Origin of the sequence: Rhizobium sp. BK313 (genome assembly GCF_014193655.1) — a bacterium.
GTDB lineage: Bacteria > Pseudomonadota > Alphaproteobacteria > Rhizobiales > Rhizobiaceae > Rhizobium.
In genome coordinates, this window is the sequence record NZ_JACHZQ010000010.1 from 1 (window position 1) to 25,534 (window position 25,534).

Sequence of the window (25,534 nt, forward strand, 5' to 3'; positions counted from 1 at the left end):
CCAAGAATTTTGCGAGATTGGAAGCTGTTACCGGCGGGCAGGCTGGGTTGAGTTTCCGCTCGAAATGCATTGCCAATGTCGCCTGGCTGAGCAACTATTTCTGCAGATCGGCGACATAACGCACGACTCTAGGTGCTCTGCGGTGGATTGCCAGCAACTCCAGTGCGGCTTCGCGGAGAGCAGCGGCGAAGGAGGCGTCTGTCATGAGATCGTCGACGCTGAAATAGCGGCATCTGTTTCGCAATGAGGCTGGATCTGAGGGTATTGGCATTTTGAATCTGAATAGCAGCGCTTGCAGGCTTGGCGGAAAAGAGCCCAAGTGGGAAAAGAAGTGACGCCCTTTTTCAATTAGGAGATGTTCACGGCGTGGTCAACGCGCCGCCCCTTGGGCTCGGATTTTCCAGGACGGCGACCTGAAGCCGAGACTCCGCCAAGTTTAGGCTTTTCGGACATCGCCACCCGCTGATATCCCCCATCAGGGTTCGATTCTGAACGCCCTCCTTATCGATCGGCCACGGATGATCTTCCACGGTTTGATGTCTTTTGAATGTGGGCTCGATGGGCGCGTCCCTCTAAGCTTTTGGAGCAATCGTTAAATCTGTACCGACTTCGCCAACTCAGGTTAGACGCCGCAACGTCCCAAATGGACGGGTAAACGATAACGCAATCGCCGCCACGCGGCCCATGGTGAACGTTTGGAAGGTCTGCTGCTCGCCGATCGCCTGGTGGCCGATCTCGGCCCCTTGAATGACGCCGATCCGTATGCTAGACACTGAACTAGATGGTTCAGTTTTCGACAGCTCGCCTTGATGCCTCCTTTGCCGCGCTCTCGGACGCCACTCGACGCGGCGTTCTGGAGCAGCTCGGGAGTGCGGATGCTTCGATCACGGAGCTTGCAGAGAAGTTCCACATGACCCTCACGGGCATGAAGAAGCACGTCGGCGTCTTGGAGCAGGCGGGGCTGGTTACGACGGAGAAGGTCGGGCGCGTGCGGACCTGCAGGCTCGGGCTGCGCGGGCTCGAGGAAGAGGCGGCCTGGATCGAAGCGCGCCGCCAGATCTGGAACGCCCGCTTCGACGCGCTGGATGAAGTCGTCGAGGCCCTCAAACGGAAGGAGAAAGTCGATGGGAGACAGAGCGAGTAACGGCCGCACGGCGGTCGAACGGAGGTCCGAGCGCGAACTCGTCGTGACGCGCACCTTCAACGGCCCGGTTCGCCTCCTGTTTGACGCGTGGACCAAACCCGACTTGTTCAAGCTGTGGTGGGCGCCGAAGTCGAGCGGCGTCCCCCTGCTTTCCTGCGAGATGGATGTTCGCACTGGCGGCAGCTATCGCATCGCGTTCGGACACGACGCTTCGGACTCCATGGCCTTCTTCGGCAAGTATCTCGAAGTGTCGCCGCCTTCGCGCCTCGTCTGGACCAATGACGAAAGCGATGACGCCGCCGTCACCACGGTGACCTTCGAGGAAGAGGACGGCAGGACGTTGCTTGTCCTGCAAGAACTCTATCCCTCCAAGGAAGCGCTCGACGAGGCTTTCGTCGGCATGGAAGACGCGATGCCCGAACAGTTCGAGCAGTTGGATGAACTTCTCATCACCCTCGCCGTGAGCATGTGACTGCTTCAACTCAATCGGCCATGCCTCAAACAGGGACGAAACAGGGAATTGGCGCAGCGTGACTGCTTCCTGAAGTTTGCTATTCGAGGCCAGTTTGGTTTCCGCTTCCGGCCCAGAGCGGCGATTGCGCTTCTTCCGAGAGAGGGCTTCTTGAAGTAAAACATCGCAATGAAAAACGAACTGGTCCATGAAATCTGGCTCGACCCGGAGCCTGATGGTCAGATGCTCCCTGGCCTTTGTCTTGCTGGTCCCATGGGAGCCGAGTTTAGGTCGCTACTTGCCGAGGACGCTGTGAAGGCTGGCGAGATAACTGGGCATAGCCATTTCGATGTCATGACGAAATACTGGAGTCTTCAGGGCTGGGGTGAGTACCAGACGGAACACCGCCAAGATCACGAGCCATACCCTGACGAATGGGTTCTGATCCAACGTACCTATTTCGAGAGCGTGTGATTTTGCGGGACGACCTGATGGCGCTAAGCGGAAGACCACCGTCTTCCGCAGTTGGCCCATAGTGGCCACTGATCGAATTTACGCTCGCGTTTACTGTAACGTACTTCCGCTCCACTCGGGGATTGATACAGCCATAGGGCCAGGTTCTTCCCATTTCGAGCAAATCCTGACGAGACTTGCTGCAAAGCGATCATCCAGACAGGAGTGGTCACGTGCGTCGAATACTCAATATCGGTACGGTTGGCCTCGCGCTCGTGGTGAGCCTCGTTCGTCCGACCTTGGCCGATGACACCGTACCTGTCACCGTGGAGAACTTCGTTCGCGCCGAGAGTGACCTCTATCTCAGCGCGGTCGCCTTGAAGGAAGGTGGCTTTGGAAAGTTCGAACATCATCGGGATCTCTCGCCTGTCGACGCACAGACGGTCATCCGCCAGAACCGTGACACACTCTATTCGGCGGCAGTGTTCGATCTCGATGCGGGACCGGTCACAATCACGCTTCCGGATTCGGGCAAACGCTTCATGTCTATGCAGGCGATCAGCCAGGACATGTACTCACCACCAGCGACCTACAAGCCAGGCCCGCACACATTCACAAGGAACAAGATTGGCACGCGGTACATGCTGGTTGGTGTGCGGACGCTGGTCGACCCGTCCAATCCCGCTGACATGGAGGCGGCCCACGCCCTTCAGGACGAGCTGATAGTCGAGCAGAGGTCTGTCGGTGCGTTCGAGGTTCCCAAATGGGACCAGGCGAGCCAAAGCAAGATTCGCAAGGCTCTCATTGATCTTGGAACGACGCTGACCGATACAAGCCGTTCGTTCGGAACCAGAAAGCAGGTCGATCCCATTCAACATCTAATATCGGCCGCCACCACATGGGGCGGCAATCCGCCCAAGGATGCAATTTACCTCAACTTCACGCTGCCCAAGAACGACGGCAAAACCGTCTACAAGCTCCATGTCGGCGATGTTCCCGTCGATGGCTTCTGGTCCATCAGCCTTTACAATGCGGACGGCTATTTCCAAAAGAACGACTTAAACGCCTACTCGCTCAACAACATTACAGCGAAGAAGGGTGCGGACGGTTCGACCGATATCCAGTTCGGTGGCTGCGACGCCAAGACGATCAACTGCCTGCCCATCATGCCCGGCTGGAACTACACCGTCAGGCTCTATCGTCCCCACCCCAATATACTGGACGGGAAATGGACGTTTCCGGAGCCGGTTGCGGCTGATTGATGCGTGTCAGGCGGTGGCTCCCTTTGGCGTATTCCGGATGTTGGAGCGATCTTCCACTGACGCCTGTTGCGCACTTTCTTCTGCGTGCGTATCGAATCTCCCAAGCGCTGACCATGCTTCCCCAGCTACTGTCTCGTCCTCGGCGCTTGTCCCACGAAACGCCGTTCTGAGAGGGGTCGCCGCGCGAGCGGCATATCCGATGGGTCGCAAAGAATTTTATTCCAAACATTCCTGGGTTGCGTTAAAATCACCCATGGCCCACCCTCGGTTTGACGTAGATAAAGACCAATGGGGCAATGGCTGGTCGGTTTACGACATCTTCACCGGCGTGACCGTTGTACTAGATGGTCAGGAACTCAGCGCCCTCGACCGAGAAGACGCAGATGAGCTGTGCGACCTGTTGAACCTTGAAGACTGCCTGAGAAACGCAAAGGTTACCCTTCAGTAATCCCTGAGATGGGAGGCCCGTGCGGCCCCTTCCTTCGATGGTCGAAATCGACCGCAGTGCTCCGAGTGCACCACACGGAACCAGTTCGCTGTGCTTTTGTTTTCCCATCGGGAGGTTACGATAATGGCACGCCAATGGTGGAACCAACCAATCACAATTGAATGTCGTCAGGTCGGCAGATACGTCACAATCAACAGTACAGAGAGAGCATTCCACTACATGCTGCAGGAGTGGGTGGGAGAAGAGACCGGGGAGATTTTTGAGGCCGCCAAACAAGCGCTGCTTGATGCCCGCGAAGGGAATGTCTCGGTTGATGACGCCCGCAGCGCCTTCCTGGCAGCCGCACAGGAAGCGGGGATATTTTTCTTCAAGCCGTCGTAATAATGCTGTGTCTCGCATCGATTATACATAAGAAATCTCTTTAATACATTCCGTGATCCCTCTAAGGTTCCTCATGGAGACCATAAGGTACGGCCTCAGGCAGAACGACTTGAACAGTTACTGGTCGGTGATCGACGTGTTTACCGGGCAGGCCGTCGTTGTCGATGGACTTCTTGTCGACTGCCTCACCAACGAGGAGGCGGACTATCTGGTCGACCTGATGAACCTGCAAGACGTGCTGCATCGGAAGGGCCTCGAACGGGACTGAGCATTCCGAGTAGGAGTGGTATCTATTCCAAACCCGGTGGGACGCACAAATTTCTATCAAACATTCTGGAGTAGCGGTAAAATCGCCCTATGGCGACGCTCAGGTACGACGTCAAGAAGAACCAGCACAACAGTTACTGGACGGTGGTAGACGTACTCACCGGAGAACCCGTCGTTATCCATGGAGTACTTGTCGGCTGCCTCACTGCCGACGAGGCAGACTACATGGTTGATCTCCTGAACCGCCACGAGCTGATCCGTAGGGGAGACCTTACTCTGCACTGAACCTCTCCCGCGACAAAAAAGACGATCGCAAACACTTGGGGAGCACATTAAGGTCACCTTATGAAGACCCGGAGGTTTCGCCCCAGGAAGACAGGCTTTGGGTTTTGGTCGGTGATCGACGTGTTCACCGGAGATGTGGTCGTGCTCCACGATATTGAGGTTGCATGGCTTGAAGACAAGGACGAGGCCGACGATACGGCTGATCTTCTGAAGCACCGAGACGAGGAACGTAGGGGTGTCCTGAGGGGCACCTGAGGCTACAGCCTATTCAGGGAGGCTCTCGCCTCTGTCCTGTGTCTCTTCAGCTCCAGGACACCACCAACGCTCCTCACTTCGGGCAAAACGAATCTCACCGCATGAGCTGCGACATAGCGCCGCAATGGAACTGCTCGATCCCGGTGTCGATAGCACGGTGATTTCGCTTTAACTTGGCCACGAATCCACCCGCTCGACCCAGCCTTATCTGCACGCTCATTTGGCGATCAAGGAGGCGGCGCTGGCCAAGATCACGCCCCTCAAAGACCTAGCTAGCGGGCGCTTCAGAGCGGATAACAAGCTGATGTCGTTCCTGGACAAATTGTAACCAATCCACGTTGGTGATGCCGCGGAATAGGTCCGCGGCATCAAAATCTCATGCAGACTTGTACCGCGCGCTGGGAGCGTAAGACTTGTTCGCTCCCCAACCGGTCTAGCCGGCCTACCGGGGGCTCCATCTTCAGATTGCGGGTAGGCGTAACCGCGATGCCATGGCGCGTGCAATCTCCGCAGGGGCCTCGTCGGGGATAGCAAAAACCGAACTGATGTTGATCTCGCAGAGCACATAGGTATCGTTGCCGGAAGCGTCAGGTGGTCCGTAAAGGAAGTCGGCATCCCAGATGATCGGCAACGACATCGCATCAATGCCAAGTGTCGACATCATTTCCGGCGTCCACTCCTCTTCCATTCTTGTTCTCAAGGTTTGGAACGGTTCCGCGGATGCGGGATGCATGATCCTCGGACCGGGCTCCGACAATTCTGTGCAACCTGCCGACGGCGTTACCAGCGCCCTAATCAACTGGTGGCCAAAGCCCACCACTCTTTCTCCGGACATGTAGCAGCGGATCATTCCATCAAGTAGACGGAATTGGTATGGCTGATCCACGATACAACCATTTTCCGCGAAATAGCTCTCGCAACGGGCGATGAAGTCAGCCAGGTCTAACATTTCAGGGACGCTGCCTCGGCGTGCTTCCAGCACCTGGACGAAAGTTGGACCACCTGGCAGTGCCTCCAGGAGTTCGACCTTCCATATACCTTGGCCAGCGTTGCCCCGGTTCCGCTTCAACACGCGCGGCCCTTCGGCTCGAAGCCTCGGTAGGAACGCCTCGCGGAACTCTGCAGCAGTGCGATAGAGATGGGTGTCGACGCCCCAGCCGATATGCCTGGTCTCGTAGAGCACCTCCTTGACACCCATCTTGAGGATCACGTCCGGATGCGCGCTCACAAAACGGCCTGCTTTCGCCACTTTTCGCAGAAGGGGATCGAGAACCGCCCGCGTCTTTCCGTTATCCAACGGGTTCACCCAGACAAGCACGGCGTCGACGTCAAGGAGCTGATCGAGAACTTCGTCTGCGAACTCCTCGTCGAATACGGCAGGCTCCGGATTAAGCCCCGCCACCGCAAGTTCTTCGAAGATTCGGTGAAAGCGGTTGTTTCGCGGCGTCGCGGCACGCCGAGCCTCGCGGTCGCCGCGCCAGACGATCGCTATCCGTGGAGATGAGCTGATCATTGATAAACTCCAAAAGTCAGACCATACGCCATCCCGACAAGCGCGCTTGCTGCCAGCACAGTCAAAAGGCCAATTTTGAAACGGAAGACAGCAACGACCGCGCAGACCGTCAAAACGAGGGACGGGATGTTGACCGACGACAACACCGGCACGTCGAGCGACATGCCGAAGCCGCTCACTTTCCGGACCTCGGAGAACAGGACGTGCAGGGCGAACCATACGGCGAGATTGAGGATGATGCCCACTACTGCGGCAGTGATCGCCGCGAGCGCCGCCGAAAGTGCCTTGTTGCGGCGCAGTGTCTCCATGAATGGTGCGCCAAGCAGGATCCACAGGAAGCAGGGGACGAAGGTGACCCAGGTCGTCAACAGTCCGCCCAGGGTACCGGCAAGCAGTGGAGGCAGTCCGCCGGGTGCGCGGTAGGCACCCATGAATCCGACGAACTGCGTCACCATGATCAGAGGGCCGGGCGTCGTTTCCGCGAGGCCCAAGCCGTCTAACATCTCGCCGGGCTTCAACCATCGATAGTGGTTGACCGCTTCTTGGGCGACATACGACAGCACCGCATACGCACCACCGAAGGTCACCATCGCCATCTTCGAGAAGAATACAGCGATGTCCGAGAAGACGTTGTGCTGCCCGAGGAACGCGAACAGCAGAATGATCGGGCCGAACCAGGCGATCGCGCCGACGACCCCGACCTTTAGCAGCCAGGCCGCGTTCGGACGCGCGTGGGCGGGCACGCCTTCGCCGAGAAGGCTGTCGGCGTCGGCGACCTGCCTATCTCCGATCTTTCCATGGCCGCCCGCCGTCGAGAACGCCGCCCATCCCGCTTTGCCGCCGATAAAGCCGATCAGGCCGGCGACGACGACGACCAATGGGAACGGGGCCTGGAAGAACGCCAGGGCGATAAAGGCGGCCGCCGCCAGCGCGATCATGACGTTATTTTTCAGCGATCGGCTGCCGATCCGGAGAACCGCGCCAAGCACGATGGCGAGAACCGCTGACTTCAGGCCAAAGAACAATGCCTGGACCGCCCCGACATTGCCGAAGATCGCGTAGATCCAGCTCAGCACCATGATCGCGACAGCGCCCGGCAGCACGAACAGCGTTCCTGCGACAAGCCCACCCTTGGTCTTGTGCAGCAACCAGCCGATATAGATTGCGAGCTGCTGGGCTTCGGGACCGGGAAGCAGCGTACAATAGTTCAGAGCGTGCAGGAAACGTTCCTCGCCGATCCAACGCTTCTCCTCGACGACGATCCTGTGCATGACCGCGATCTGGCCGGCGGGTCCGCCGAAGCTCAGTGCTGCTACTCTGGCCCACACCTTGACCGCTTCGGAGAATGGCAACGCGTGATTGTCCGCTCCGGGGGACCCGGCATTTTCATCCACGATGGTTGCCATATCATTGGCCCGCCTTGGCGTTGGGCCAGTTGTGCGTTTCGCCAGTTGCGTCGCGACACCACCGATAGAAGGCGTCATAAAGAAGCATGCCCGCTTCCAACTGTTCGAGGTCGTCGTTGAACATGCGGGACAGACCGAGCGAGGCGGCGAGGAGGCCGGCGACTTCAGGCGCAAGGTTTGGCCGATCCGTATCCGCACCGCGAACGATCGTCGCCAACCGCATTATCGGCTCCGTTGCAAGACCAAACTCCTCTACCATGACATCGAAGGTGCAGAGTTTGCCGCGATGACTCCAGAATACCTCTTCGATGTCGAAAGGCGTTGCGCCGAACCTGTCCGCAACCATTGAGACGTCCGATGCCGGTACGAACAGAAACACCGCTGCAGGATCGACGAAACGGCGGATCAGCCAGGGACAGGCGATGCGGTCGATCTTCGGCCGAGATCGAGTTACCCAGACCGTGCGGCCTTGCTCGTCTCGTGAAGGCAGCTTGTCGACAGGCACGGCGACGCCTCGCGCGCGAATCCAGGCTTCAAATCCACCCTCCAGCACTTCCGCGTCAATGCCTTCATGCCGGAGATAGGCTGCAACCCCGTGGCTGAGCTTGCGACCTTGCTGACAGACAACGATTGCCGGTCCGGTGAGGTCGCCGCTCCAGGCAGTGACGTCGGCATGGCTACGACGAATCGAGCCGGGAACGAGCCGAGGATCACGGTTAAAATCTTCGTCGGTGCGCACGTCAACGATGACAGGCGCACTCGGGGTTCCAAGAATTCGATTCAGCTTATCGGGGGAAATCTCAAGAAATGACGGCATAACGCGTCCCTCCGGTTGCTCGGGTTCAAAGGACGCGATTCTCCGGCCGTAGCCTCGTGGGGCGATCGCAACCCCATTCATCGGTTATGCAAATGGGCCTCGGTTCTGTCAACCGCCAAGGTTGCCGTTACCTCGCGCTGGAATAGTGGATGCCGTCAAGAGACCGACAACGATCTAACTAGCCGAAATTATTCATGTGGGTGGGCGCGTCGAGCGTGGCTGGGCGCTTGCTGCTGAACGCATGTCAGGTCCCGATGCCGTTCAATGCGAAGAGCTGAATTGTGTTCTTGGCGATATGTTTCCGCTGCTGCTGCGTGGCCATGCGCAGATTGCTTGGTTGGTGTCTAGCCTGCAGAGGCTATTAGGTCGCACTTCCTTCTATTGCGGCTTCCGATAGGCGCCAATTCTCGCTTTCGCGTATCGTGGTGGCACCTCGATGAGCTTGATCTACGCTCCGCTGCGCAATGCAGAGATTTGCTACCTTGAGAAGAACTACAAATTGACAATACAACCAAATATTTGCGAAATTCGAACTCCAATTGTGGATGACTGGTTCTCGCTAAGCTTTTATGTGGCGGCGCGGCCTGCATTTCCCCAATCAAAGAGGTCCAACCGTCGCGCAGGCTGGACCTCTTTGGCAGATTAGGCCGCCTTTTCAGCGTTCTGGTTCACGACCTTTGTCGCAATCGAAGTGAGGGCGATGTCCGTCGCCTGTTCTTCGTCCAATGTAGTCTGCAGGAGTTTTGCGGCGTCCTTCATGCCAAGTTCAAGCGCCCAAGTTCTCAGCGTGCCGTAGCGCGACATCTCGTAGTGTTCGACGGCCTGGGCTGCCGCGAGGAGACCGGCGTCGAGAGCAGGTGTGCCTTTATACTCTTCCATGATCCCGGAACCTTCCTTGACGATGCCCATCATCGCGTCGCAGGTCTTCTGCTCCGGCTTCTTTCCGATGATCTTGAAGACCTCTTCCAGGCGTTGCACATGGACCTTCGTCTCGCTGAGATGCTTGGTGAAGGCGTCCTTGAGCTGCTTGCTTTTGGCGGCGTCATACATCTTCGGCAATGTGGTCACGATCTTGTTTTCGGCGAAGTACACGTCCTTCAAAGTATCGTGGAAAAGCACGTCGAGAGTCTTTGTTTCCTTGGCCATGATGGGCTCCTTGAGTTAGATGAATTCGCTGTCGAACGGCGATATCGTCCCGTCGATCATACCGTCGGCGGACGGTGGTATCGGTTGCGTTCTTCTTCGATCTGGTCCGGTGCGTACGGATCGAGCGAGTCGTCGAATCTCGTCCATCCCTCCTCTTTGTAGGCGGCCCTGCGTTGCACGGGGTCGACCCAGTTTGAGCGCCTCAGGATCGCCTCGGCTTCCGGGGCCAGGGCGTCGTCAACCTTCGCGGTCACGAGCGACCCGCCTCGACGGACGCCTTCCGCATAGAGATTGGCGTCCTCCTCGGACACTCCGGAATCCGTCAAGGCGCCGATGATCCCGCCTGCCGCACCGCCCGCGACTGCGCCTGCAACCGCGCCGGCCGCTGTTGCGGCAAGCCAGCCGGCAGCGACGACGGGGCCGACGCCGGGAATGGCCATGATGCCAAGTCCGGCGAGCAGGCCGCCGGCGCCGCCAACGACCGCTCCCAGTCCAGCGCCCGATTCAGCACCCGTCCTGGCACCGGACTGGTTGGTGGAATAGCGGTCGTCCGCGTTGTTTGAGACGATGCTGATGTCGTTGGATGGTACGCCTGCAGATTCCAGAGCGCTCACTGCAGAGCTTGCGTCCGCATAGTCGTCGAATAGTCCGGTAACAGTTTTCATAAGATTTCTCCTGAATTTGGTTTCGATCGCTGTAGGCAATCACATGGCGACGATATTGCCCTGATAGTCGAGGCTGACCTTGACAGCCTTCCCGTCCTTGGTCGCGGATGCTTGCCAGACGCCCTTTTCGTCGAGCTTCAGGCCCGTCACGTCGGTGTAGCCGGCCTTCGCGATGCGATCCTTGGCCTGCGCTTCGGTGAAGCTGTTGGCACCCGCAACGGGAGCGGTCGGGTTCTTCGTGTCTGGCGTCGCCACTGCAGGAGTGTTTCCATCCGTCGAAGGTACTGGCGTCGTCTGGGCGATAGCGGTCAATGCCGACGCTGCAACAAACGCCGTGGCCAAAATCATCGTTTTCATTGGGGTTTCCTCGTTTTTCTGAATGGGAGTTCACAGGTTCGTGGGCTCCGAACTCGCCGTGTGACTTTATGTTCCCGCGCAGGAGCAGAGTTTCTCTTCGAATGAGAATCGGGAGTTGCTTTGGCTGGCCACGTTCATCGCCGCACGGCTAGAGAGGAGGCTTCCCCGGCATCGAATGGGATTTTTCCGTTCATCAGCGAAGCCGGCTACCATGTCATGGAGGCCGCAACTGCCGATCAGGCGTTCGAGTTCCTCCGCCGACGCAGCCCTGGAACTTCTATTCACAGATGTTCAGACACCGGGGTGCACGGATGGCTTCGATCTGACCAAGCAAGTCGCTAATCGGTGGCCGCACATCATGATCATCGTGGTATCGGGCGCTGGGATGCCTAAGTCTGGCGAACTGCCAGCACGTGCGAGCTTTATATCAAAGCCCTACTCCGCCGAGGTCGTAGCAAAAGTACTCGAAAAACAATTTCCGAATGATCGATCAAAGCTTGACGATCACGGGGCTCCTTCTCGAAGAGGGGAGTTCGTTGCCGATTGGTGTCATCGACGACTAACGAGCGAGGTTGTTCCGACTGATTAAGCCGGAATGGAAGTGACAGATGCTAACGTCTTCGCGCCGATTTGGTTGCATTGCACACGAAAATGTACAGCAAGGGTTGGAGGCTTACCTTTGCCCCATCAGCCCCACGATTGGCGGCAAGCATCGTCCTCGGCGTGACGAGCCTTGCACACGGTTTTAACGACCTTCGTCGGGAATGTTTATTTCAATCGCCCCCCGGACTGAAGCTTCGCCAGCCGGCTCAAGACCAGCGGTCGCCGGCCCAGATTCGTTCGGCAAGATACCCCGCAAGGCGCCCGATGCCCAGCGTGCGGACAGGTAGCGCGGCATAAAGCTCTCGTGTTCAATCTGCTTTGTTGAGAATCAGTTTCGAAAGCGAAGTCATTGCGGATATGACTTGGTCCAGTCCACAGCACCCGACCAACTCTCGCCATTGCCTAGAGATCCGCCAGGGAGCGGATCACCGACGATGACAGTCATATAAAGCCTGTCCACACAAACCTGTGTCCCGATCTGGTAGATCTGAAGCCAATCATCGGACGGTGCGATTTTAACGAATTGTCCGACGCTGAACTGAAGTGATTGATCCTCGATGATATGGAACGGCTGTTCTGTGATCGTTTTTGTAAAGCCAACAACGTGACGCATGAGACTACTCCTGGACATATGGGAATACCCAAACGTGATCTTTGTCCGGTTGTTCCAGGCTTGGATGACGAGCATCGATGAAAATCCCGCCTCATTGCGGATGCCGGGCCGAGTTCGTTTTGTCCTCAATCGGTTCTGTACCTGGCAAAGCTGGAACCGTGGTTGCGGTTTTGTGTTAGCTCCTCAGCGAAGGAGGACTATCATGGGAACGAACTCACCAAAGGACGGCACTCCAGGTACCACCGAACAATCTCCACGTTGGGAGGGACCGCAAGAGAACATACCTCCCGGCTACATGCCGGCGAAGGACAATCCCGATACGGCTCGGGATGCGGTCGGAGAGAGCAATAGCGATCCCGCGAAAAAGAAAGTTTCGGACGCACTGAGACAAAAAGCGGACTAGGGCCTGTGGGGATTTCGGCACGGCAAGAAACTGGAGGAAGTTATGGCCAACGACAAGCACGAGCAAATTCGTCGCCGCGCATATGAAATCTGGGAGGACGAGGGCCGCCCAGAGGGCTCGCATCTGCGCCATTGGCTACAAGCGGCAGATGAGCTGGATGGCGAGGACGAGCATGAGACGTTACAAGACCTTCTGGACGAAGACGACCGCGATGATGCCGCTCTACTCCAAGGTGCCGGCGAGAGCGGCGATCTTGATTCGTCTCGAACCAGAGGTGTCCGGAGTGCCCATGCGCCCGCGCCGGAAATCGAGATTACTACGGGCGAAAAGCCCCAATGACAGAAGATAACCGGGGGACCCTGATCGTTATGCAGCACCTTGATCATGCCATCCAGATCGCTATCGAGGCGCACGAGAGGCAGACTGATAAGATCGGCCGGCCGTTTTTCGAGCACTGCCAGCGTGTTGCACTTCTCGTTTCCGGTGACGAGGCACGAACGGTGGCTTACCTTCATGACGTCGTCGACAAGGGGCGGGGATGGACGCTCGATCGGCTGAAGGAAGAAGGTTTTGCACCAGGAATTATCGCGGCGGTCGATGCACCGACACGACGGCCGGAGGAAGCAGACGATCAGTTCGTAAGACGGGCGGCATCAAACCCGCTTGCTTTGCCCGTCAAACAAGCTGACCTCGAGGATAACCTCTGGCAGGGGAGTAAGCCGACACGAATGCGGAAAAATACCGGCGCGGCTTGGCTCTCCTTGGCGACATCAAAACCGGAAAATAAAGTTCGCCACATTCCCGGAGCGCGATCTTGACCGAATGATTTCATTTTATGAGATGCCCCGGCTCCGATTGGCTTAAGACCGCATCCTGTTGGCAGCGACGAGGATCCAGCAGGACTGGGAGCGCGGAGATCGGCGCCGCTGCCGCTTGTACAGCGCGAGGGATGTGCTGTTCGCGGCGACCACCGGTAGGTGGGAGCACCTCCGACGAACCGGCATGCATCCTTCGGCGGATCGCAGCCTTATTCCAAGGACAACCTGGAGAACGACGTTGCGAAACAAAACGTACCGCAGGCCGAAGCTATCCACTGTAACATGGTTGATCGCCACCGGCGCCGTTGTAGCGGCGCTGATTCAGACCATCGCGAAGGTCAAACGCTCGCGCCCAACGCCATCGACCAATCCCGACGACCAACACGGTCGCCTTGCCGAGGTGCCAGAAGCTATTCCCGTCAAGGGGCTTCGCGACGTCGTGTGGCGCGTTTTCAACGAAGTTCTCGAAGACAGGGTGACGCTGATCGCTGCGGGCGTGACATTCTACCTTCTGCTCGCGCTGTTTCCCGCCTTGGCTGCGCTTGTGTCGTTATATGGCCTGGTCGCCGACCCTTCCACCATTGCCGATCACCTGCGAGAACTCGCGGGGGTCCTGCCTCCCGGTGCCTTCGATCTCTTCGCCGAGCAGATCGGGGCACTGCTCGCACGGCGCGACAGCACGCTCGGTATTACCTTCCTCGCCGGGCTCGGGATCGCTCTGTGGAGCACGCATAGTGGAACGCTCGCGATCTTCGACGCCATGAACGTGGCATACGGAGAGAAGGAGAAGCGCGGCCTGGTGCGGCTAAATCTGGTTGGCTTGTGTTTCACTTTCTGTGCGATGGGCGCAGCCGTCGCCATGGTCAGCCTTGTTGCAGTCATGCCCATCATTCTTTCTTATCTATGGCTTGATCAATGGACTGAGCAACTGGCCCGCCTACTCAGGTGGCCGCTACTTTTAACCGTGGTCGTCGTCGCAGTGACCTGCGTCTATCGCTTCGGCCCAAGTCGGGAGCCTGCCCAGTTCAGATGGATGACATGGGGAGCGGTTCTCACGGCTGTGGCATGGTTCGCCATGTCGCTAGGTTTTTCGTTCTATCTGGATAACTTCGCCAACTATAACGCCACCTATGGCACGCTCGGCGCTCTAATGGGCTTTCTTGTCTGGACGTGGTTGTCCATCGCCATTCTGATCGTCGGCGGTGAGCTGAATGCCGAACTAGAACACCAGACCGCCATGGATACGACAACGGGCGCGCCGTTGCCGATGGGGGCTCGCGGCGCATACGTTGCCGACACTTTGGGAGCGACCGTCGAGTCCGAGCGCCCTTGATTACGACGCCCGCATACGCGCAGCAGCTATCGAGACGATTGACAGGCTTCACCGATCAGAGCTCCGTCCGTACCTGAACATTGGATGAACGAAATTGCGCCTGAAACGTTGGGTCCTCAGGAGAGATGCCATGTTTGACACAATCGTTTCGGTCGACAAGAAAGCAAATACAAAGCTTTCCACAACAGCCCAAACTATCGGCTGCGCCATTGCCTATGCAGTCGGAATGGAGGACGCTCGGATCCTTCTATTCGAAGAGGCGGGCATATTTATTCTCGAGGGCGACGCGCCCAGTATCGATGCGATCGAGCGCGCTAGCCAGATTGCCATGGCGATCGTCGGGCCCAGGGTATGCAATCGAATCCGACCTGTGGACTCAGTACGCATTGTGCGGCGTTAAAGGTACAAATCCTCCGGATGTCATGGGTTCCGCGAGATTTCGCCCGAAGGGATTGATGGCGACGAGAACCGCCATCACGATCGCGAGCACGACAACCTGAGCAAGTTTTGACCGTAGGAACATAGTGATACCGCGAGAAACATCGCCAAGATGGATACTACGCACCACGTGACGATCGGCGAAGCGAAACACGAACGCCGCTGCCAGTGACTGGCTCGGCCCAGCTCTCGCGCACGAGGAGGCTTTCACAGCGTTCGCGATAAGAACATGGGGGAGGCCAACAAGTTCCATGCAGGCCGCCCGCTGCTTCGCCAATTCTCAATCACTCGGCTCTCAGGCCCGATTGTCCCGCGCCCCGTCTCGAGCGAAACCTGATCGCGGGCGGGCGATGCGTTTTACAGTTTCTGGCGCAAACGGTGCCGAACACGCGCGTTAGATGCCACAAGGGGAACCATGAATCGACGCCATGCCACACCAAATCAACCTGATCGCGATCTAAGATCAGTCAAAATTAGATTGGCAAGGCTCACAAATTCCCCGTTCGGGTATCGGTCAATGTAGGCCTGCACCATTTCTTCGCTATTGCTATCGCGTACACTTTCCCAAAAGCTCACTTCGACTTGCGGCTCGGGAACAGTCTCGCGGGATCGCAGGCGAGCCTTGGCGAGATCGACAAACTGACCATCCGGGTACCGTTCAAGGTATATCCGGTATTCGCCGAGGTCATCTTTTGTTTGCAATGACTGCCAGAACGCGAGCTCTACTCGGTTGGACTCAGGACCGGCGGTCGCAAGGTGTGCTGGCGAGCCGGCAGGCTCCGAAATAGGAGGAGCCACAGGTAGCTTCACCAGCGCCGACTCAGCGTTTGCTCCGACATCAATAAGTGCTTTGAACACGTGAACCGGCCTGGAAATGTTCTTGACGGTATGTTCGCCGAAATCTTCGAATGCTGTATTCACTCGGTCCCGCAAATGGTCGCGCACAGCACGTGTGACGCATATGCCTCCAACGTCTGCCAACGATTCAAGGCGTGCGGCAATGTTCACGCCGTCCCCGAAAACGTCACCATTTTTTATCAGGACGTCGCCAACATTGATACCGATCCGCAGGTTCATACGCTGGTCTTCTGGAAGCTTTTGATTGGCATGCCACAACGCCTGTTGAATCGCGACCGCACAGTTAAACGCGTCGACGACGCTCGAAAATTCGGCGAGCACGCTATCTCCGGCGGTGCTGAAAATCAGGCCGTTGGCGGCCGCGATAAGTGTGTCCACAATAGCGCGATGTGCGGTCAGCGTCGCAAGGGTGCGCTCCTCGTCACTGTGCATGAGGCGAGAGTATCCCTCCACATCGGCGGCAAGGATAGCGGCGAGTTTTCTTTCAAGATGCGGGGCCTTCATTGCCACGTTCGCTCAATCTGTATCGGGCGATTTTGATAGACGGACTAGTTCTTCGCAGCGCGATCGACAGAGCGGCCGGCATCCTGCGTCGCATTGACAGCGTTGGCGGTATCGCGTCCCATGCCACGAATAGTGTTGCCGCAAGAGGAGAGCGCTAGTAGCAAGAGGGTGGCGGCGAGAATGTTCGAGGTCAGAGACAGGGTCATCGTTGCATCCTTTTTTGTAAGACTTCAACGTGAGCCCTCGCGCTTTGTTCCTACGCGTTGCGGGCCTTGTATTCCGAGGAAAAAAGCTCCTGCTCCGCAAGCAGGCAAGATTGCCAACAAAATGTCCCTCTTCGAATGGGGCTAAGCATAGTGCGGAAGTGAGTTAGGTTAGATAGCTCACCGATAGCACGTTCCACCTGTGATGGGTGCATAAAGAGCCCCGCCTACGCGGGTTTTCGGCGGGGGGAGGAAATAGAGCAGTTTTCTAGTTTAGAATATGCGAATGCAAGGTCAAAGACATAATCCGGGAGCCAGAAGGCGTGGCCGACCCCTATGGGTAACTTTTTATGTCTGCATGGGCTCGTTGCCTTCTTCATGCTTGGAGTTACATGGCGACTTCCCCGACACCTTTCCTAGTCACCTTCGCGCGGCTTCATTTGGCTGAGCTCCTGGGAGAAAGTGATCTCAATCCGAGTATGGAAAGTGATCAGAATTCGTCCTCGGCGCACAGGCGCCGTCCAACGTCGAGATCGTCTTTCCGAGTGCCGGACTCGTCGTCGACTGCCTTACCGACGAAGAGGCTAACTATATGGTTTACCTCATGAATCTTCAAGAATTTCTCCACAGAAAGGCCTTCAAGCTGCACTGAATGTTCCGGATCAGTAGTCATTTCTATCAAAACATTTCGAAGGTTGGGGCGTTAGGCACATACAGCCCTCGGGTGAGCAATTATGACCCCCATCAGGTATTCGGTGAAAGAAGACGGTCACGGCACTTGGTCGGTATTCGATGCCGTCACAAAGGACGTTGCCGAGATGCTTGGCGCGTTGCTCATCGGTCTTGGTGAGGAACTGGCTCAGGACATGGCCGATCTGCTGAACTTGGAGGAGAGCAAGAAAAATCCGGAAGCGGAGGATTGAGGTTTCTCGCCTTGCAAGAGCCTTGCTGCCAAAGGACGCTGAGATCATGAAAGCGAACCCTCGAGGAGACGAAGATGAGCTTTCCATCGCTGCATTCTGCGGCCGGAGGAGGGAGCTAGAACCTCTGGCCCATTCTGGACACGAATACGGGTAGGCTCGCTGAGTTCCTGGGATGATTCTCGAAGAGCTGGACCGAGATGTGACCAGCTTGATGCTCTTGGGGTGAACAGGCCCTCTATGGCTTTCGAGTTCGACCGACGACTGCCTCATTTTCTCGACAAACCCTCTGATGCCATGTTCGACACGGGCATCATGAAACCTTTTGATTTTTAAGCCGTTGCGTGCCTATGACCAACGCTAAATTCGATCTGAAATCTGTTGACGGTACCGAACCGTATGGCGCCGAGAAGTCGCACCAAGAGAAAGCATCGATTGAGGTCGCTCCGCCGCCAAATGCCGTCGAACCCGATCGAGAGTTGACGCCTGAGGAGGCCGAGCAGGCGCGCAAAAAGTACCTGCTAACGCGCTTCTGGATCAGCGCGCGCGGTTACTGGGGCCGCGGCGGCGACGGGCTCGCTTGGCCGTGCTCAATCGGGCTATTGACCCTGATCGGCGTCAATGTCGGCTTCCAGTATGGAATCAATGTCTGGAATCGCGGGATTTTTGACGCCATAGAGCGACACGATGCCAGCACCGTCTACTTTCTGAGCGCTGTGTTCCTGCCACTCGTGCTCGGAAGCGTCGCCCTTGTCACTGTTCAAGTCTCCGTTCGTATGATGATCCAGCGCCGGTGGCGTTCCTGGCTCACGACCGCAGTGATAGGGCGCTGGCTCGCAAACGGCCGTTATTATCAGTTGAACCTCATCGGCGGCGACCACAAAAACCCCGAAGCGCGTATCTCGGAGGATTTGCGGATTGCCACCGAGTCACCCGTCGATTTCATCGCTGGTGTCATATCCGCATTTCTGTCCGCTTCGACCTTCATCGTGGTGCTCTGGACAATCGGTGGGGCTCTAACTCTGACAATAGCAGGCTCGACCGTCACTGTTCCCGGCTTCCTCGTCATCACTGCGGTACTCTACGCCGCGATCACGTCCAGCTCGATGGCGGTCATCGGCCGCCATTTCGTCCACGTCTCTGAGGTCAAAAATCAGTCGGAAGCGGAATTTCGCTACACGCTGACGCACGTGCAGGAAAATGGCGAGAGTATCGCATTGCTCGGCGGTGAAGAGGAGGAGCGTACCGACCTCGACAAGACCTTTGCCAATGTGCTCAGGCAATGGGCACTCCTTGCAGGCCAGCACATGCGCACAACGCTTGTGTCCCAGGGGTCGAGCCTGTTTGCGCCAGTGGTGCCGATTTTGCTTTGCGCTCCAAAGTTTCTCGAAGGCAGCATGACTCTTGGACAGGTAATGCAGGCTGCCTCTGCATTCGCCATCGTTCAGAGCGCGTTCGGATGGCTGGTCGACAACTACCCCCGTCTCGCCGACTGGAACGCTTGTGCACGGCGCATTGCTTCGCTGATGATGTCGCTCGACGGGCTCGAGCGCGCGGAACAGAGCAACGCCTTGGGGCGCATCCAGCGCGGTGAAACTGAAGGCGAAGCGATGCTGAGCCTAAACGATCTCTCGGTGTCCCTTGACGACGGCACCGCCGTGGTCAAGGAAACACAGGTCGTGATCGAACCAGGCGAGCGCGTGCTCGTAGCCGGAGAATCCGGTTCGGGCAAGAGCACGCTGGTGCGGGCCATCGCAGGTCTTTGGCCGTGGGGTGACGGTAGTGTCAATTTCCACGCCGACAGACGACTGTTCATGTTACCGCAACGGCCTTATATCCCTTCCGGGACGCTTCTTCGTGCTGCCGCCTATCCCCGTGCCGCCGATAGCTGGACGCTGGATGCGATCAAAGCAGCCCTCGACAAGGTGGGACTCGATTATCTGAACGACAAGATCGAGGACGATGCGCCGTGGGACCAGACGTTGTCCGGTGGCGAAAAGCAGCGGCTCGCGTTTGCGCGTCTCCTCCTACACAATCCCGATATTATCGTGCTGGATGAAGCAACGTCAGCACTCGATGAGAAGAGTCAGGACAAGATGATGGAGATGGTGATCCATGAATTGCCGAAGGTCACTATCATAAGCGTAGCGCATCGAGCTGAGCTGGAAGCCTTCCATAGCCGCAAAATTACATTGGAGCGGCGCGAGGGCGGCGCAAAGCTTGTCAGTGATATTGATCTTGTCCAGCGCAAGAGAAAGCGGAACTTGGTTTTGCGCCTATTGGAGAACCGGCGCTCCCTATAGAAAGGGAGCACCACCTCGAGTAAAGCGGCGCTGTCTCAGAATAGAAATTGAAGACCGCCTGGTCCCGTACTTGGGCGAGCCATTGATGGGTCGGAAATATTGGCGCTGCGTGACAGGCCGATTATCAAGGCGTATCTCGTCGCGCATCGCAAAGCGGGAGGCAGTGCGATGGATGACAGGCTCTGGTCAGACAACGGCTTGATCACCTTACTTCCGAAGACCGAGCGGCGATCGTTTATGGAACGCTTGGAAAGGGTCTATTTGCCTCGAGGCTTGCAGATTGCCCAAGCGGGAAAGCCATTGGAGTCAGTCTACTTTCTGTCTTCGGGAATCGGTTCTGTCCTGGCCGTCTCAGAGACTGGCCTGAAAGCCGAAGCCGGCATGTTTGGGCGAGAGGGTTTTGCCCCAACAGCCTCGTCGGTCGGCGCAAACACGAATCCTTACGATATCGTGATCCAGGTTGAAGGATATGCGTACCGCCTTTCTGTCGTTGCCTTTCAAGAGATCGTTGCCACAAGCAGGGCATTCAGCAATTTGCTGTCTCGCTACGTTTACGTCTTTGCAGCGCAAGTGACCTACACAGCCCTCGCAAACGCAGCGTTCAAAATAGATCAGCGGCTGGCAAGATGGGTTTTGATGTGTCACGATCGTCTGGACACGGACAATATGCCGATGGTTCTTACGGTCAGCCAGAGAACGAGTACGTGGCTTTGCTGCAAGGCACCGCGGGTAGCGATGAAAAGTAGTGGCCGCAAACACCAGGCCTCGGTTGGCCCTGAACCTGCAACACGGTCCGGCCAACTGTGGCAACCGCCAGTGAATATGCAATCGCTACGCGCGTCAACAAAAACGGCCTTTCGCGGTGTGGCGAGCTCTACAGGGAACCTCCTTGGATGTTTGATCGATACGCTCCCAGAAGAGGGGCCTCCACTCCATGCTCCGCCGCCGGTAGCGAGAGGATTGCGCTGGCGCCTCTCAATCCGTTTCACAAATTTGGTGCCGTCATGGGAACACTTCCTCGCGATCGTGGTTGGCGTCTGCAGAGATCAATCATGATCTCGAGCAACGAAGGAGTTTTATTATGCCATCTACCAGCGGAACGCAGGGCAGCAAAAGCGGCTCCAAGTCTGAAGGAAGCAAAAGCGCCTCGGGCAAGGAAAGCTCGAGCTCGACCGGCAAGCAGGGTGGTTCCCACGAGCAGCATGTCAAAGCTGGCGAACAGAGCCACAAGAACTCTAAGTAAGCAATGAAAAATGAAAGGGCCCGTTGACGGGCTCTTTCTGCATCGCAGCAGTTTAGTGTTAGCGACACGTCAAGATGGTCGCTCGGGACCTAAAGCTAACCCATCCAACGGTGCGCGCCGAAATCCGGTTACTCGTCTTTGATCGCGCCCAAGGAACGGAAGTAAAGAGTTTTGGAAAAATCATCACGCCCCATATTTCGACGTCTATAAATGAATCCATAGTGCATCGGATCGGCGGCGTGTGCACCACGCCTCCCACGATTTCGCCCTCGATGGTTCGATCGCGCGGAGTCTCTCCCTTCTCGCCAAGGACCCGCGCTGCCACCCGCCGGCGCCAGCCTCGGATGAGGCGGACGAAATCGAGCAAAGCGGAGCAGCCCACGGCAGCGGCGAGTAATGATCGCTGCCAGCCGAACGAAGGCTATTTGCTAAAATAATCGACCTAGCCACGTTTCCAGCGACAAGATCAATTCCTAGCGACGACTAAGTCAGGTCGGCCATTCATAAAACCTGCCTCGCCGGTTTGTATATGAGGCAATGCTAAAGATATTTATGGACCTTCACGGAACAAGCTGAACATGGCGCCGTTCCTTAGTGGATGCGAAGAGCGCTCGACAAAGCCCAAAAAGACGTCAGGCGCAATCGCGGCGACTCGCTCAATAATAGCTGGAATAAATCAACTGGCATCCGCAAGGGTGCCGAACCAGATTTTTGCGGCGTTTGCAAAGCGGGCGACGAAAGCATTGCAGAACAGCATTGTTCCAATGACGCGCGGGTGGAGGAGAGCGTTTTGATCGACATGTCCCGGTCAGCCGACTTGCAGGCTGACATTGTAAATCTCATTCCGGCTCTTCGCGCTTTCGCCAGGACCTTCCACAGGAATTCTGTCGATGCCGATGATTTGGTTCAGGAAACCCTGACAAAGGCGCTCGCCAACCTTGGGCAGTTCGACCCAAGCACACGGATGAAATCCTGGCTGTTTACCATCATGCGCAATACGTTCTGCACGAAGTTCCGTATTGCCAAGCGCGAGGCACCCGGCAGCGAGAGATGCGTATCCGGGTCTGGCGTGGAACCGCCGTCGCAGGAATGGGCAATCCGCGCCAAGGAGCTGGAACGGGCCTGCAACCTGCTGCCCGAGCACTATCGGGCGGCACTGGAATATGTGGTGATCGAGGGCCGCTCTTACGACGATGCGGCGGATAGATTTGGCTGTGCGATCGGCACGGTCAAGAGCCGCATCAACCGAGCCCGCCAGCGGCTTGCCGCGCAACTCGACGAGGACATCGGCTAACATCGCCGCTCCACACAAAATCCACATGACGCGAAACGCCCTCAGGCATCCCCGTTTGGCCTCCCGAAGAGCGCCCTGGCGATATACTCGATTTCGATCGCTTTTTCACAGAAAGTAAAACCGGTAAATCCGACCGGAACGACGGACAGACGGCCTATCGCGAACAAATAAGGAAGCTTCAGCTTCTCAAGCGTTTCCACAACTGGAAGCACACTTTCCGCGCCGAGATGCAGGTCGAGAATCGCCGCATCGACGTTTTCGGCCTCGATCAACTCAAGAGCATTCCTAATATCACTAATGGGGCCGATAAGAATAGCGCCAAGTTCCCGAAATTTTCGGCGCGTCTCGTCCGCGAGGAAATCCTCGTCTTCAACGATCAAAACCCGCTTGTCCGAAAACATCGGGCTGTATGTGATCGTTGAATCGCTCATCTACCGCTCCAGAATTGCGTTGACCACTTATAGATGGCCCTCGTTCGAACTAAAAGTGAATCTACAAGACGGATCTGAATCAGCGCCATTCGGCCGCAATTTTCCACGGAAACCGAGCAAGCCGATTTTCGGGCGGGTTGCAAGCTTCGCATCGCGGGCCCCACGCACACATCAGAGGCAAATAGCTGTTCCCGCAATATCCGCGTGAGCATGGCGATCGTCGGGAAGGATGACGATTCCTCGATTCTCCGAGGGCTGTCGAGGCTCGGAAAGTGAACTTCGCGGTCCGGGAACATTTGCCGTCGCGTCGTCGCATCAAGCCCACGGAGACGATCGGCCCCCGATCATCTGCCGCCCGAAAAGACGATTGATGATAAGAATCGCTCCTGTCTGGGCCGCCACGCTCTTAGACGTTGGCTTTAGGCGTTGGTCTCGAAGGGGTCGAACCGCGCAGAGCATCGGCGAATGTCGGGTCTCCCAAATGGGCCACGGTTACGCAGACTATTCTCGCCGAAGTATTTCTTTGGCCGGAGAGAACAAGGCCCCAACTTTCATCGGACAATGAACAGCGATCTGCGTTGGTGCGTTCATCCGTGAAACTGTGATCGCATCCATACTAGGCGCGCCCGAAAGGGTTTTACTTAGGCTCGCGGCCCAGAAGCAAATTTGCTCAAGAGATAATCTTGCGCAATTCGGCAACTTTACATATGCCCCATGAGAAGGCAAAATAAGCAGGGAAATCAATAGGATTGAATTTGCACGCGTCGACGCCAAGCAATGAAAATCCCACTTTGATGCGGGCCTGGAAACCGACGTCCACTTGTTAATGTTCTTTGGTTGCCCACATAACAGGTATCAGTTTGGTTGCTGAGCGCTCGAAGTCTTGTGTTGTTCGCAGTCGCTGCAGTCACTTTCGGCTTTTGACCACGGATGTACTGGCACTGGCATCGGAAATGACGTGAGGAAGGTCGGTGCGGTTTCGCCCCGGCCTTTTTTGTTCCCGCCATTTAGGAGCCAATATGACATCGGATGCAGTTAAAGACGGGACTAAGCGATTTTCGGCGGGTGAAAAGATGGCGAATTCGGATAGGGCCGCCAGGGAAATCATTGCAAAAGAAAAAGCGCAACGAGAAGCGAAAAGCGATCGGCTACGGCGCGCCCGCTTAGCGCAGGAAGCTGAAAGTGCAGCGACCATGCAAAAGGCGCGTAAACCTGGCAGTCGCGCGCGCCAACAATAATTGGTCAACGCGTTGGGGTTCTTCAGCGCTTCTTCTTGGGCAGGCCCAGATAGCCGTAGCGCAAAGCCTATCGTGCGATTGACGGTGGGAAGTGGGCCTGATGAGTTCGCGTCCGGAAGGCCTGGGTGGGTGACAAAACTTATGAGAATTCCGTTATCGGCTTCTCCGAGCCTATGTAGCGGCACCTGTTCACTACGGGATGCGTTCTCATAAAACGCTGCCTCGAATGTGTCATTCCACTGGTCGCGTATGATCATTCATCGCTGATTGACGGCAGGAAGCTCTCGACCTGCTTCCTCTTGTCGTCATTCAAAGGCTCGATGGTCTCTTTCCAGAACTTTGCCGCCTCTTGTGGCTCGCTCTCCCATTTTCGGGTATCAATGATGTTGTCGTCGATCTTGGATCTCCGGGTGCCGCCCAGGCTAAGATATTTTTTTGCCATTTTCAGAGAGCGTGTGTCTTCCATCGCCGCAGCCTCCTTTTCTGATGCGGATAAACCGTCGTCTGAGGCTGAATGTTCCGGCGCGGCAGCCGTGATCGATCTCCGGAAGATCGCGCGATTGGCCAAGTGACCAGTCCGACTGCGAAGAGCGGCAGCAGAACCAGAGTCGGTTGGAGCGCAAGTCTCCGAATATTATAATCCATTCCCAGAGATCGGCGGAAGGCGGCCGTCGATCGCATGCTTGATGTTGGCGCGGCAACACCCGTCGTCGCGAACAGTCTTGCGTGCGGGAACAAACCAGCGGTTGATCAGTTTCAGCGCAATGGCAAAGTATTTTTTTCATGTCCGCAGTGACGATACCTACAGCCCGGACGATCAAGGGGTCGATTTTCCCAACATTGAGGCGGCCAAAAGGGAAGCAATTGCGGCGGCCCGGGAAATGATTGCGGATATGGTGATCGAGGGCGACCCTCTGGATGGGATGCGGTTTGAGGTTACTGACGAAAACGGCAATATTGTCCTGATACTACCTTTTAGATTTGTGCTTGATTGATCAGTGAAGCCTCACCTGTTGGCGCCCGCCGCCCGGCGATGAGTGCAGGCGGCGGGCATGACGTAGCCTCACTGGAAGGCGAACGCCACGGTGACCGACCAACCAGCCACCAATAATTTAACCAAGCAAGCGAAATGTTGTTCCGACTCGACTCCATAAGCTTTGTCTGCTGGAGTGGACGGCGGCACAGGACGACTGCTGCTTAAAGAGCTGCGCCTTGCGCGATGCTCTGTGGTTAGCGCCAATATCGAGGGCTTTCGGCGGACGACCGGCCTAATAAGAAGCCGATGCAGAAGCCAAGTGCGCCCACCGTGAGCGCCATTCCGGTAGCGGTATACGGATGATCCGATGCGCCCACGACTACCGCGTTTGCCTCGCGTGTCACCGCGTCGGTGGCGGATTTCGCTGCCTTTTGAACGTCTGTTTGTAGTCTCGTGGCGACGCCGGTGTCGACGTCTAACTCGTCTTTGGCCATGTGATTTATCCT

General features: G+C 56.8%; 31 protein-coding genes and 1 pseudogene. 19 read left to right on the forward strand and 13 right to left on the reverse strand.

From position 1 onward, the window contains the following. The first annotated feature begins 781 nt into the window (after nucleotides 1–781). The 7 genes from FHT86_RS33810 (at nucleotide 782) to FHT86_RS33840 (ending at nucleotide 4,407) form a co-directional block, all read left to right on the forward strand. Entirely contained in the window at nucleotides 782–1,144 is a 363-nt protein-coding gene (locus FHT86_RS33810; protein ID WP_133704368.1) for an ArsR/SmtB family transcription factor, read from the forward strand. After that, nucleotides 1,125–1,616: an SRPBCC family protein gene (locus FHT86_RS33815; RefSeq protein ID WP_133704367.1), complete on the forward strand. Its 492-nt coding sequence runs from the start codon at nucleotides 1,125–1,127 to the stop codon at nucleotides 1,614–1,616. The genes FHT86_RS33810 and FHT86_RS33815 overlap by 20 nt, the downstream gene beginning before the upstream one ends. A 168-nt stretch (nucleotides 1,617–1,784) precedes the next feature. After that, nucleotides 1,785–2,069 carry a hypothetical protein gene (locus tag FHT86_RS33820; RefSeq protein WP_133704366.1) on the forward strand — a complete coding sequence of 95 codons (285 nt, stop codon included), beginning with the start codon at nucleotides 1,785–1,787 and terminating at the stop codon, nucleotides 2,067–2,069. A gap of 221 nt (nucleotides 2,070–2,290) precedes the next feature. After that, entirely contained in the window at nucleotides 2,291–3,310 is a 1,020-nt protein-coding gene (locus tag FHT86_RS33825) for a DUF1254 domain-containing protein (protein WP_409527644.1), read from the forward strand. Between the two features lie 199 nt (nucleotides 3,311–3,509). Beyond that, nucleotides 3,510–3,758 (forward strand): hypothetical protein, encoded by a 249-nt coding sequence (locus tag FHT86_RS33830; RefSeq protein ID WP_246779792.1) that lies wholly within the window; start codon nucleotides 3,510–3,512, stop codon nucleotides 3,756–3,758. Between the two features lie 123 nt (nucleotides 3,759–3,881). Continuing rightward, on the forward strand, nucleotides 3,882–4,139 hold the full coding sequence (locus FHT86_RS33835) for a DUF982 domain-containing protein (protein WP_133704365.1): 258 nt from the start codon (nucleotides 3,882–3,884) through the stop codon (nucleotides 4,137–4,139). 73 nt (nucleotides 4,140–4,212) lie between these two features. After that, a complete protein-coding gene (locus FHT86_RS33840) occupies nucleotides 4,213–4,407 on the forward strand; it encodes a hypothetical protein (protein ID WP_133704364.1) in 195 nt (64 codons plus the stop codon). Nucleotides 4,408–5,406: 999 nt separating this feature from the next. Here the strand turns inward: FHT86_RS33840 and FHT86_RS33845 are convergent. The 7 genes from FHT86_RS33845 to FHT86_RS33875 all read right to left on the reverse strand — a co-directional run bounded on the left by FHT86_RS33845 (nucleotide 5,407) and on the right by FHT86_RS33875 (nucleotide 12,066). Continuing rightward, nucleotides 5,407–6,459, reverse strand: coding sequence for a Cj0069 family protein (locus FHT86_RS33845; protein WP_133704362.1), 1,053 nt, complete (start codon nucleotides 6,457–6,459; stop codon nucleotides 5,407–5,409). Beyond that, entirely contained in the window at nucleotides 6,456–7,865 is a 1,410-nt protein-coding gene (chrA, locus tag FHT86_RS33850; RefSeq protein WP_133704361.1) for a chromate efflux transporter, read from the reverse strand. Before chrA ends, FHT86_RS33845 begins: the two co-directional genes overlap by 4 nt. Nucleotide 7,866: 1 nt before the next feature. After that, nucleotides 7,867–8,682 carry a sulfurtransferase/chromate resistance protein gene (locus FHT86_RS33855; RefSeq protein WP_133704360.1) on the reverse strand — a complete coding sequence of 272 codons (816 nt, stop codon included), beginning with the start codon at nucleotides 8,680–8,682 and terminating at the stop codon, nucleotides 7,867–7,869. Between the two features lie 642 nt (nucleotides 8,683–9,324). Next, nucleotides 9,325–9,828: a ferritin-like domain-containing protein gene (locus FHT86_RS33860; protein ID WP_133704359.1), complete on the reverse strand. Its 504-nt coding sequence runs from the start codon at nucleotides 9,826–9,828 to the stop codon at nucleotides 9,325–9,327. Between the two features lie 56 nt (nucleotides 9,829–9,884). Then, entirely contained in the window at nucleotides 9,885–10,493 is a 609-nt protein-coding gene (locus tag FHT86_RS33865) for a general stress protein (RefSeq protein ID WP_133704358.1), read from the reverse strand. Between the two features lie 39 nt (nucleotides 10,494–10,532). Next, nucleotides 10,533–10,850 (reverse strand): PepSY domain-containing protein, encoded by a 318-nt coding sequence (locus FHT86_RS33870; protein WP_133704357.1) that lies wholly within the window; start codon nucleotides 10,848–10,850, stop codon nucleotides 10,533–10,535. A 949-nt stretch (nucleotides 10,851–11,799) separates the two neighbouring features. Next, the gene (locus tag FHT86_RS33875) at nucleotides 11,800–12,066 is read right to left on the reverse strand and encodes a hypothetical protein (RefSeq protein WP_133704355.1); all 267 of its coding nucleotides are present in this window, start codon (nucleotides 12,064–12,066) and stop codon (nucleotides 11,800–11,802) included. Nucleotides 12,067–12,268: 202 nt separating this feature from the next. On the opposite strand from FHT86_RS33875, the gene FHT86_RS38325 reads away from it, so the two are divergent. From FHT86_RS38325 to FHT86_RS33895, 5 genes and pseudogenes are all read left to right on the forward strand, one after another. Next, complete coding sequence (locus FHT86_RS38325; RefSeq protein ID WP_133704354.1) at nucleotides 12,269–12,469, forward strand: hypothetical protein; 201 nt, start codon at nucleotides 12,269–12,271, stop codon at nucleotides 12,467–12,469. Nucleotides 12,470–12,511: 42 nt separating this feature from the next. Then, nucleotides 12,512–12,808, forward strand: a complete 297-nt coding sequence (locus FHT86_RS33880; RefSeq protein ID WP_133704353.1) for a DUF2934 domain-containing protein — start codon at nucleotides 12,512–12,514, stop codon at nucleotides 12,806–12,808. Between the two features lie 29 nt (nucleotides 12,809–12,837). Then, nucleotides 12,838–13,256: pseudogene (locus tag FHT86_RS33885) on the forward strand (metal-dependent phosphohydrolase). Between the two features lie 347 nt (nucleotides 13,257–13,603). Continuing rightward, a complete protein-coding gene (locus FHT86_RS33890; protein ID WP_409527645.1) occupies nucleotides 13,604–14,620 on the forward strand; it encodes a YihY/virulence factor BrkB family protein in 1,017 nt (338 codons plus the stop codon). A 130-nt stretch (nucleotides 14,621–14,750) separates the two neighbouring features. Then, nucleotides 14,751–15,020, forward strand: coding sequence for a hypothetical protein (locus FHT86_RS33895; RefSeq protein ID WP_133704352.1), 270 nt, complete (start codon nucleotides 14,751–14,753; stop codon nucleotides 15,018–15,020). Between the two features lie 479 nt (nucleotides 15,021–15,499). Here the strand turns inward: FHT86_RS33895 and FHT86_RS33900 are convergent, their stop codons facing one another. The 3 genes from FHT86_RS33900 to FHT86_RS38545 form a co-directional block, all read right to left on the reverse strand. Continuing rightward, nucleotides 15,500–16,420, reverse strand: coding sequence for an adenylate/guanylate cyclase domain-containing protein (locus tag FHT86_RS33900; RefSeq protein WP_133704351.1), 921 nt, complete (start codon nucleotides 16,418–16,420; stop codon nucleotides 15,500–15,502). 44 nt (nucleotides 16,421–16,464) lie between these two features. Continuing rightward, nucleotides 16,465–16,626 (reverse strand): entericidin A/B family lipoprotein, encoded by a 162-nt coding sequence (locus tag FHT86_RS33905; RefSeq protein WP_133704350.1) that lies wholly within the window; start codon nucleotides 16,624–16,626, stop codon nucleotides 16,465–16,467. A 487-nt stretch (nucleotides 16,627–17,113) separates the two neighbouring features. Continuing rightward, the gene (locus tag FHT86_RS38545) at nucleotides 17,114–17,239 is read right to left on the reverse strand and encodes a hypothetical protein (RefSeq protein ID WP_281413754.1); all 126 of its coding nucleotides are present in this window, start codon (nucleotides 17,237–17,239) and stop codon (nucleotides 17,114–17,116) included. Between the two features lie 118 nt (nucleotides 17,240–17,357). Between FHT86_RS38545 and FHT86_RS33910 the strand changes: the two genes are divergently transcribed. The 5 genes from FHT86_RS33910 (at nucleotide 17,358) to FHT86_RS33930 (ending at nucleotide 22,383) form a co-directional block, all read left to right on the forward strand. Then, nucleotides 17,358–17,546 carry a hypothetical protein gene (locus FHT86_RS33910; protein ID WP_133704349.1) on the forward strand — a complete coding sequence of 63 codons (189 nt, stop codon included), beginning with the start codon at nucleotides 17,358–17,360 and terminating at the stop codon, nucleotides 17,544–17,546. Nucleotides 17,547–17,893: 347 nt separating this feature from the next. Continuing rightward, the gene (locus FHT86_RS33915; RefSeq protein WP_133704348.1) at nucleotides 17,894–19,846 is read left to right on the forward strand and encodes an ABC transporter ATP-binding protein/permease; all 1,953 of its coding nucleotides are present in this window, start codon (nucleotides 17,894–17,896) and stop codon (nucleotides 19,844–19,846) included. Nucleotides 19,847–20,014: 168 nt separating this feature from the next. Further along, nucleotides 20,015–20,902: a Crp/Fnr family transcriptional regulator gene (locus FHT86_RS33920; protein ID WP_183869017.1), complete on the forward strand. Its 888-nt coding sequence runs from the start codon at nucleotides 20,015–20,017 to the stop codon at nucleotides 20,900–20,902. Nucleotides 20,903–20,927: 25 nt separating this feature from the next. Next, nucleotides 20,928–21,089 carry a hypothetical protein gene (locus FHT86_RS33925; protein WP_166656670.1) on the forward strand — a complete coding sequence of 54 codons (162 nt, stop codon included), beginning with the start codon at nucleotides 20,928–20,930 and terminating at the stop codon, nucleotides 21,087–21,089. A 799-nt stretch (nucleotides 21,090–21,888) separates the two neighbouring features. After that, nucleotides 21,889–22,383 (forward strand): sigma-70 family RNA polymerase sigma factor, encoded by a 495-nt coding sequence (locus FHT86_RS33930; RefSeq protein ID WP_166656673.1) that lies wholly within the window; start codon nucleotides 21,889–21,891, stop codon nucleotides 22,381–22,383. A gap of 41 nt (nucleotides 22,384–22,424) precedes the next feature. Here the strand turns inward: FHT86_RS33930 and FHT86_RS33935 are convergent, their stop codons facing one another. Further along, complete coding sequence (locus FHT86_RS33935) at nucleotides 22,425–22,763, reverse strand: response regulator (protein ID WP_246779794.1); 339 nt, start codon at nucleotides 22,761–22,763, stop codon at nucleotides 22,425–22,427. Between the two features lie 1,070 nt (nucleotides 22,764–23,833). Here FHT86_RS33935 and FHT86_RS33940 point away from each other — a divergent pair. Then, nucleotides 23,834–24,052, forward strand: coding sequence for a hypothetical protein (locus tag FHT86_RS33940; protein WP_133704345.1), 219 nt, complete (start codon nucleotides 23,834–23,836; stop codon nucleotides 24,050–24,052). A gap of 253 nt (nucleotides 24,053–24,305) precedes the next feature. Here the strand turns inward: FHT86_RS33940 and FHT86_RS33945 are convergent, their stop codons facing one another. Further along, nucleotides 24,306–24,620, reverse strand: a complete 315-nt coding sequence (locus FHT86_RS33945; protein ID WP_246779795.1) for a hypothetical protein — start codon at nucleotides 24,618–24,620, stop codon at nucleotides 24,306–24,308. 178 nt (nucleotides 24,621–24,798) lie between these two features. Here FHT86_RS33945 and FHT86_RS33950 point away from each other — a divergent pair, with 178 nt between their 5' ends. Next, nucleotides 24,799–25,047: a DUF6894 family protein gene (locus FHT86_RS33950; RefSeq protein WP_133704344.1), complete on the forward strand. Its 249-nt coding sequence runs from the start codon at nucleotides 24,799–24,801 to the stop codon at nucleotides 25,045–25,047. A gap of 235 nt (nucleotides 25,048–25,282) precedes the next feature. Here the strand turns inward: FHT86_RS33950 and FHT86_RS33955 are convergent, their stop codons facing one another. Then, entirely contained in the window at nucleotides 25,283–25,522 is a 240-nt protein-coding gene (locus FHT86_RS33955; protein ID WP_133704343.1) for a hypothetical protein, read from the reverse strand. Nucleotides 25,523–25,534: the final 12 nt, after the last annotated feature.

Bases quoted from the DNA above. Each gene is read 5' to 3' on its own strand.
- FHT86_RS38325 (WP_133704354.1), top strand. From the start codon at position 12,269: ATGGGAACGAACTCACCAAAGGACGGCACTCCAGGTACCACCGAACAA.
- FHT86_RS33845 (WP_133704362.1), bottom strand. From the start codon at position 6,459: ATGATCAGCTCATCTCCACGGATAGCGATCGTCTGGCGCGGCGACCGC.
- FHT86_RS33955 (WP_133704343.1), bottom strand. From the start codon at position 25,522: ATGGCCAAAGACGAGTTAGACGTCGACACCGGCGTCGCCACGAGACTA.
- FHT86_RS33860 (WP_133704359.1), bottom strand. From the start codon at position 9,828: ATGGCCAAGGAAACAAAGACTCTCGACGTGCTTTTCCACGATACTTTG.
- FHT86_RS33910 (WP_133704349.1), top strand. From the start codon at position 17,358: ATGACCCCCATCAGGTATTCGGTGAAAGAAGACGGTCACGGCACTTGG.
- FHT86_RS33925 (WP_166656670.1), top strand. From the start codon at position 20,928: ATGCCATCTACCAGCGGAACGCAGGGCAGCAAAAGCGGCTCCAAGTCT.
- FHT86_RS33915 (WP_133704348.1), top strand. From the start codon at position 17,894: ATGACCAACGCTAAATTCGATCTGAAATCTGTTGACGGTACCGAACCG.
- FHT86_RS33920 (WP_183869017.1), top strand. From the start codon at position 20,015: ATGGATGACAGGCTCTGGTCAGACAACGGCTTGATCACCTTACTTCCG.
- FHT86_RS33905 (WP_133704350.1), bottom strand. From the start codon at position 16,626: ATGACCCTGTCTCTGACCTCGAACATTCTCGCCGCCACCCTCTTGCTA.
- FHT86_RS33865 (WP_133704358.1), bottom strand. From the start codon at position 10,493: ATGAAAACTGTTACCGGACTATTCGACGACTATGCGGACGCAAGCTCT.
- FHT86_RS33870 (WP_133704357.1), bottom strand. From the start codon at position 10,850: ATGAAAACGATGATTTTGGCCACGGCGTTTGTTGCAGCGTCGGCATTG.
- FHT86_RS33835 (WP_133704365.1), top strand. From the start codon at position 3,882: ATGGCACGCCAATGGTGGAACCAACCAATCACAATTGAATGTCGTCAG.
- FHT86_RS33930 (WP_166656673.1), top strand. From the start codon at position 21,889: ATGTCCCGGTCAGCCGACTTGCAGGCTGACATTGTAAATCTCATTCCG.
- FHT86_RS33880 (WP_133704353.1), top strand. From the start codon at position 12,512: ATGGCCAACGACAAGCACGAGCAAATTCGTCGCCGCGCATATGAAATC.
- FHT86_RS33815 (WP_133704367.1), top strand. From the start codon at position 1,125: ATGGGAGACAGAGCGAGTAACGGCCGCACGGCGGTCGAACGGAGGTCC.
- FHT86_RS33875 (WP_133704355.1), bottom strand. From the start codon at position 12,066: ATGCGTCACGTTGTTGGCTTTACAAAAACGATCACAGAACAGCCGTTC.
- chrA (WP_133704361.1), bottom strand. From the start codon at position 7,865: ATGGCAACCATCGTGGATGAAAATGCCGGGTCCCCCGGAGCGGACAAT.
- FHT86_RS33840 (WP_133704364.1), top strand. From the start codon at position 4,213: ATGGAGACCATAAGGTACGGCCTCAGGCAGAACGACTTGAACAGTTAC.
- FHT86_RS33830 (WP_246779792.1), top strand. From the start codon at position 3,510: ATGGGTCGCAAAGAATTTTATTCCAAACATTCCTGGGTTGCGTTAAAA.
- FHT86_RS33820 (WP_133704366.1), top strand. From the start codon at position 1,785: ATGAAAAACGAACTGGTCCATGAAATCTGGCTCGACCCGGAGCCTGAT.
- FHT86_RS33900 (WP_133704351.1), bottom strand. From the start codon at position 16,420: ATGAAGGCCCCGCATCTTGAAAGAAAACTCGCCGCTATCCTTGCCGCC.
- FHT86_RS33810 (WP_133704368.1), top strand. From the start codon at position 782: ATGGTTCAGTTTTCGACAGCTCGCCTTGATGCCTCCTTTGCCGCGCTC.
- FHT86_RS33855 (WP_133704360.1), bottom strand. From the start codon at position 8,682: ATGCCGTCATTTCTTGAGATTTCCCCCGATAAGCTGAATCGAATTCTT.
- FHT86_RS33940 (WP_133704345.1), top strand. From the start codon at position 23,834: ATGACATCGGATGCAGTTAAAGACGGGACTAAGCGATTTTCGGCGGGT.
- FHT86_RS33895 (WP_133704352.1), top strand. From the start codon at position 14,751: ATGTTTGACACAATCGTTTCGGTCGACAAGAAAGCAAATACAAAGCTT.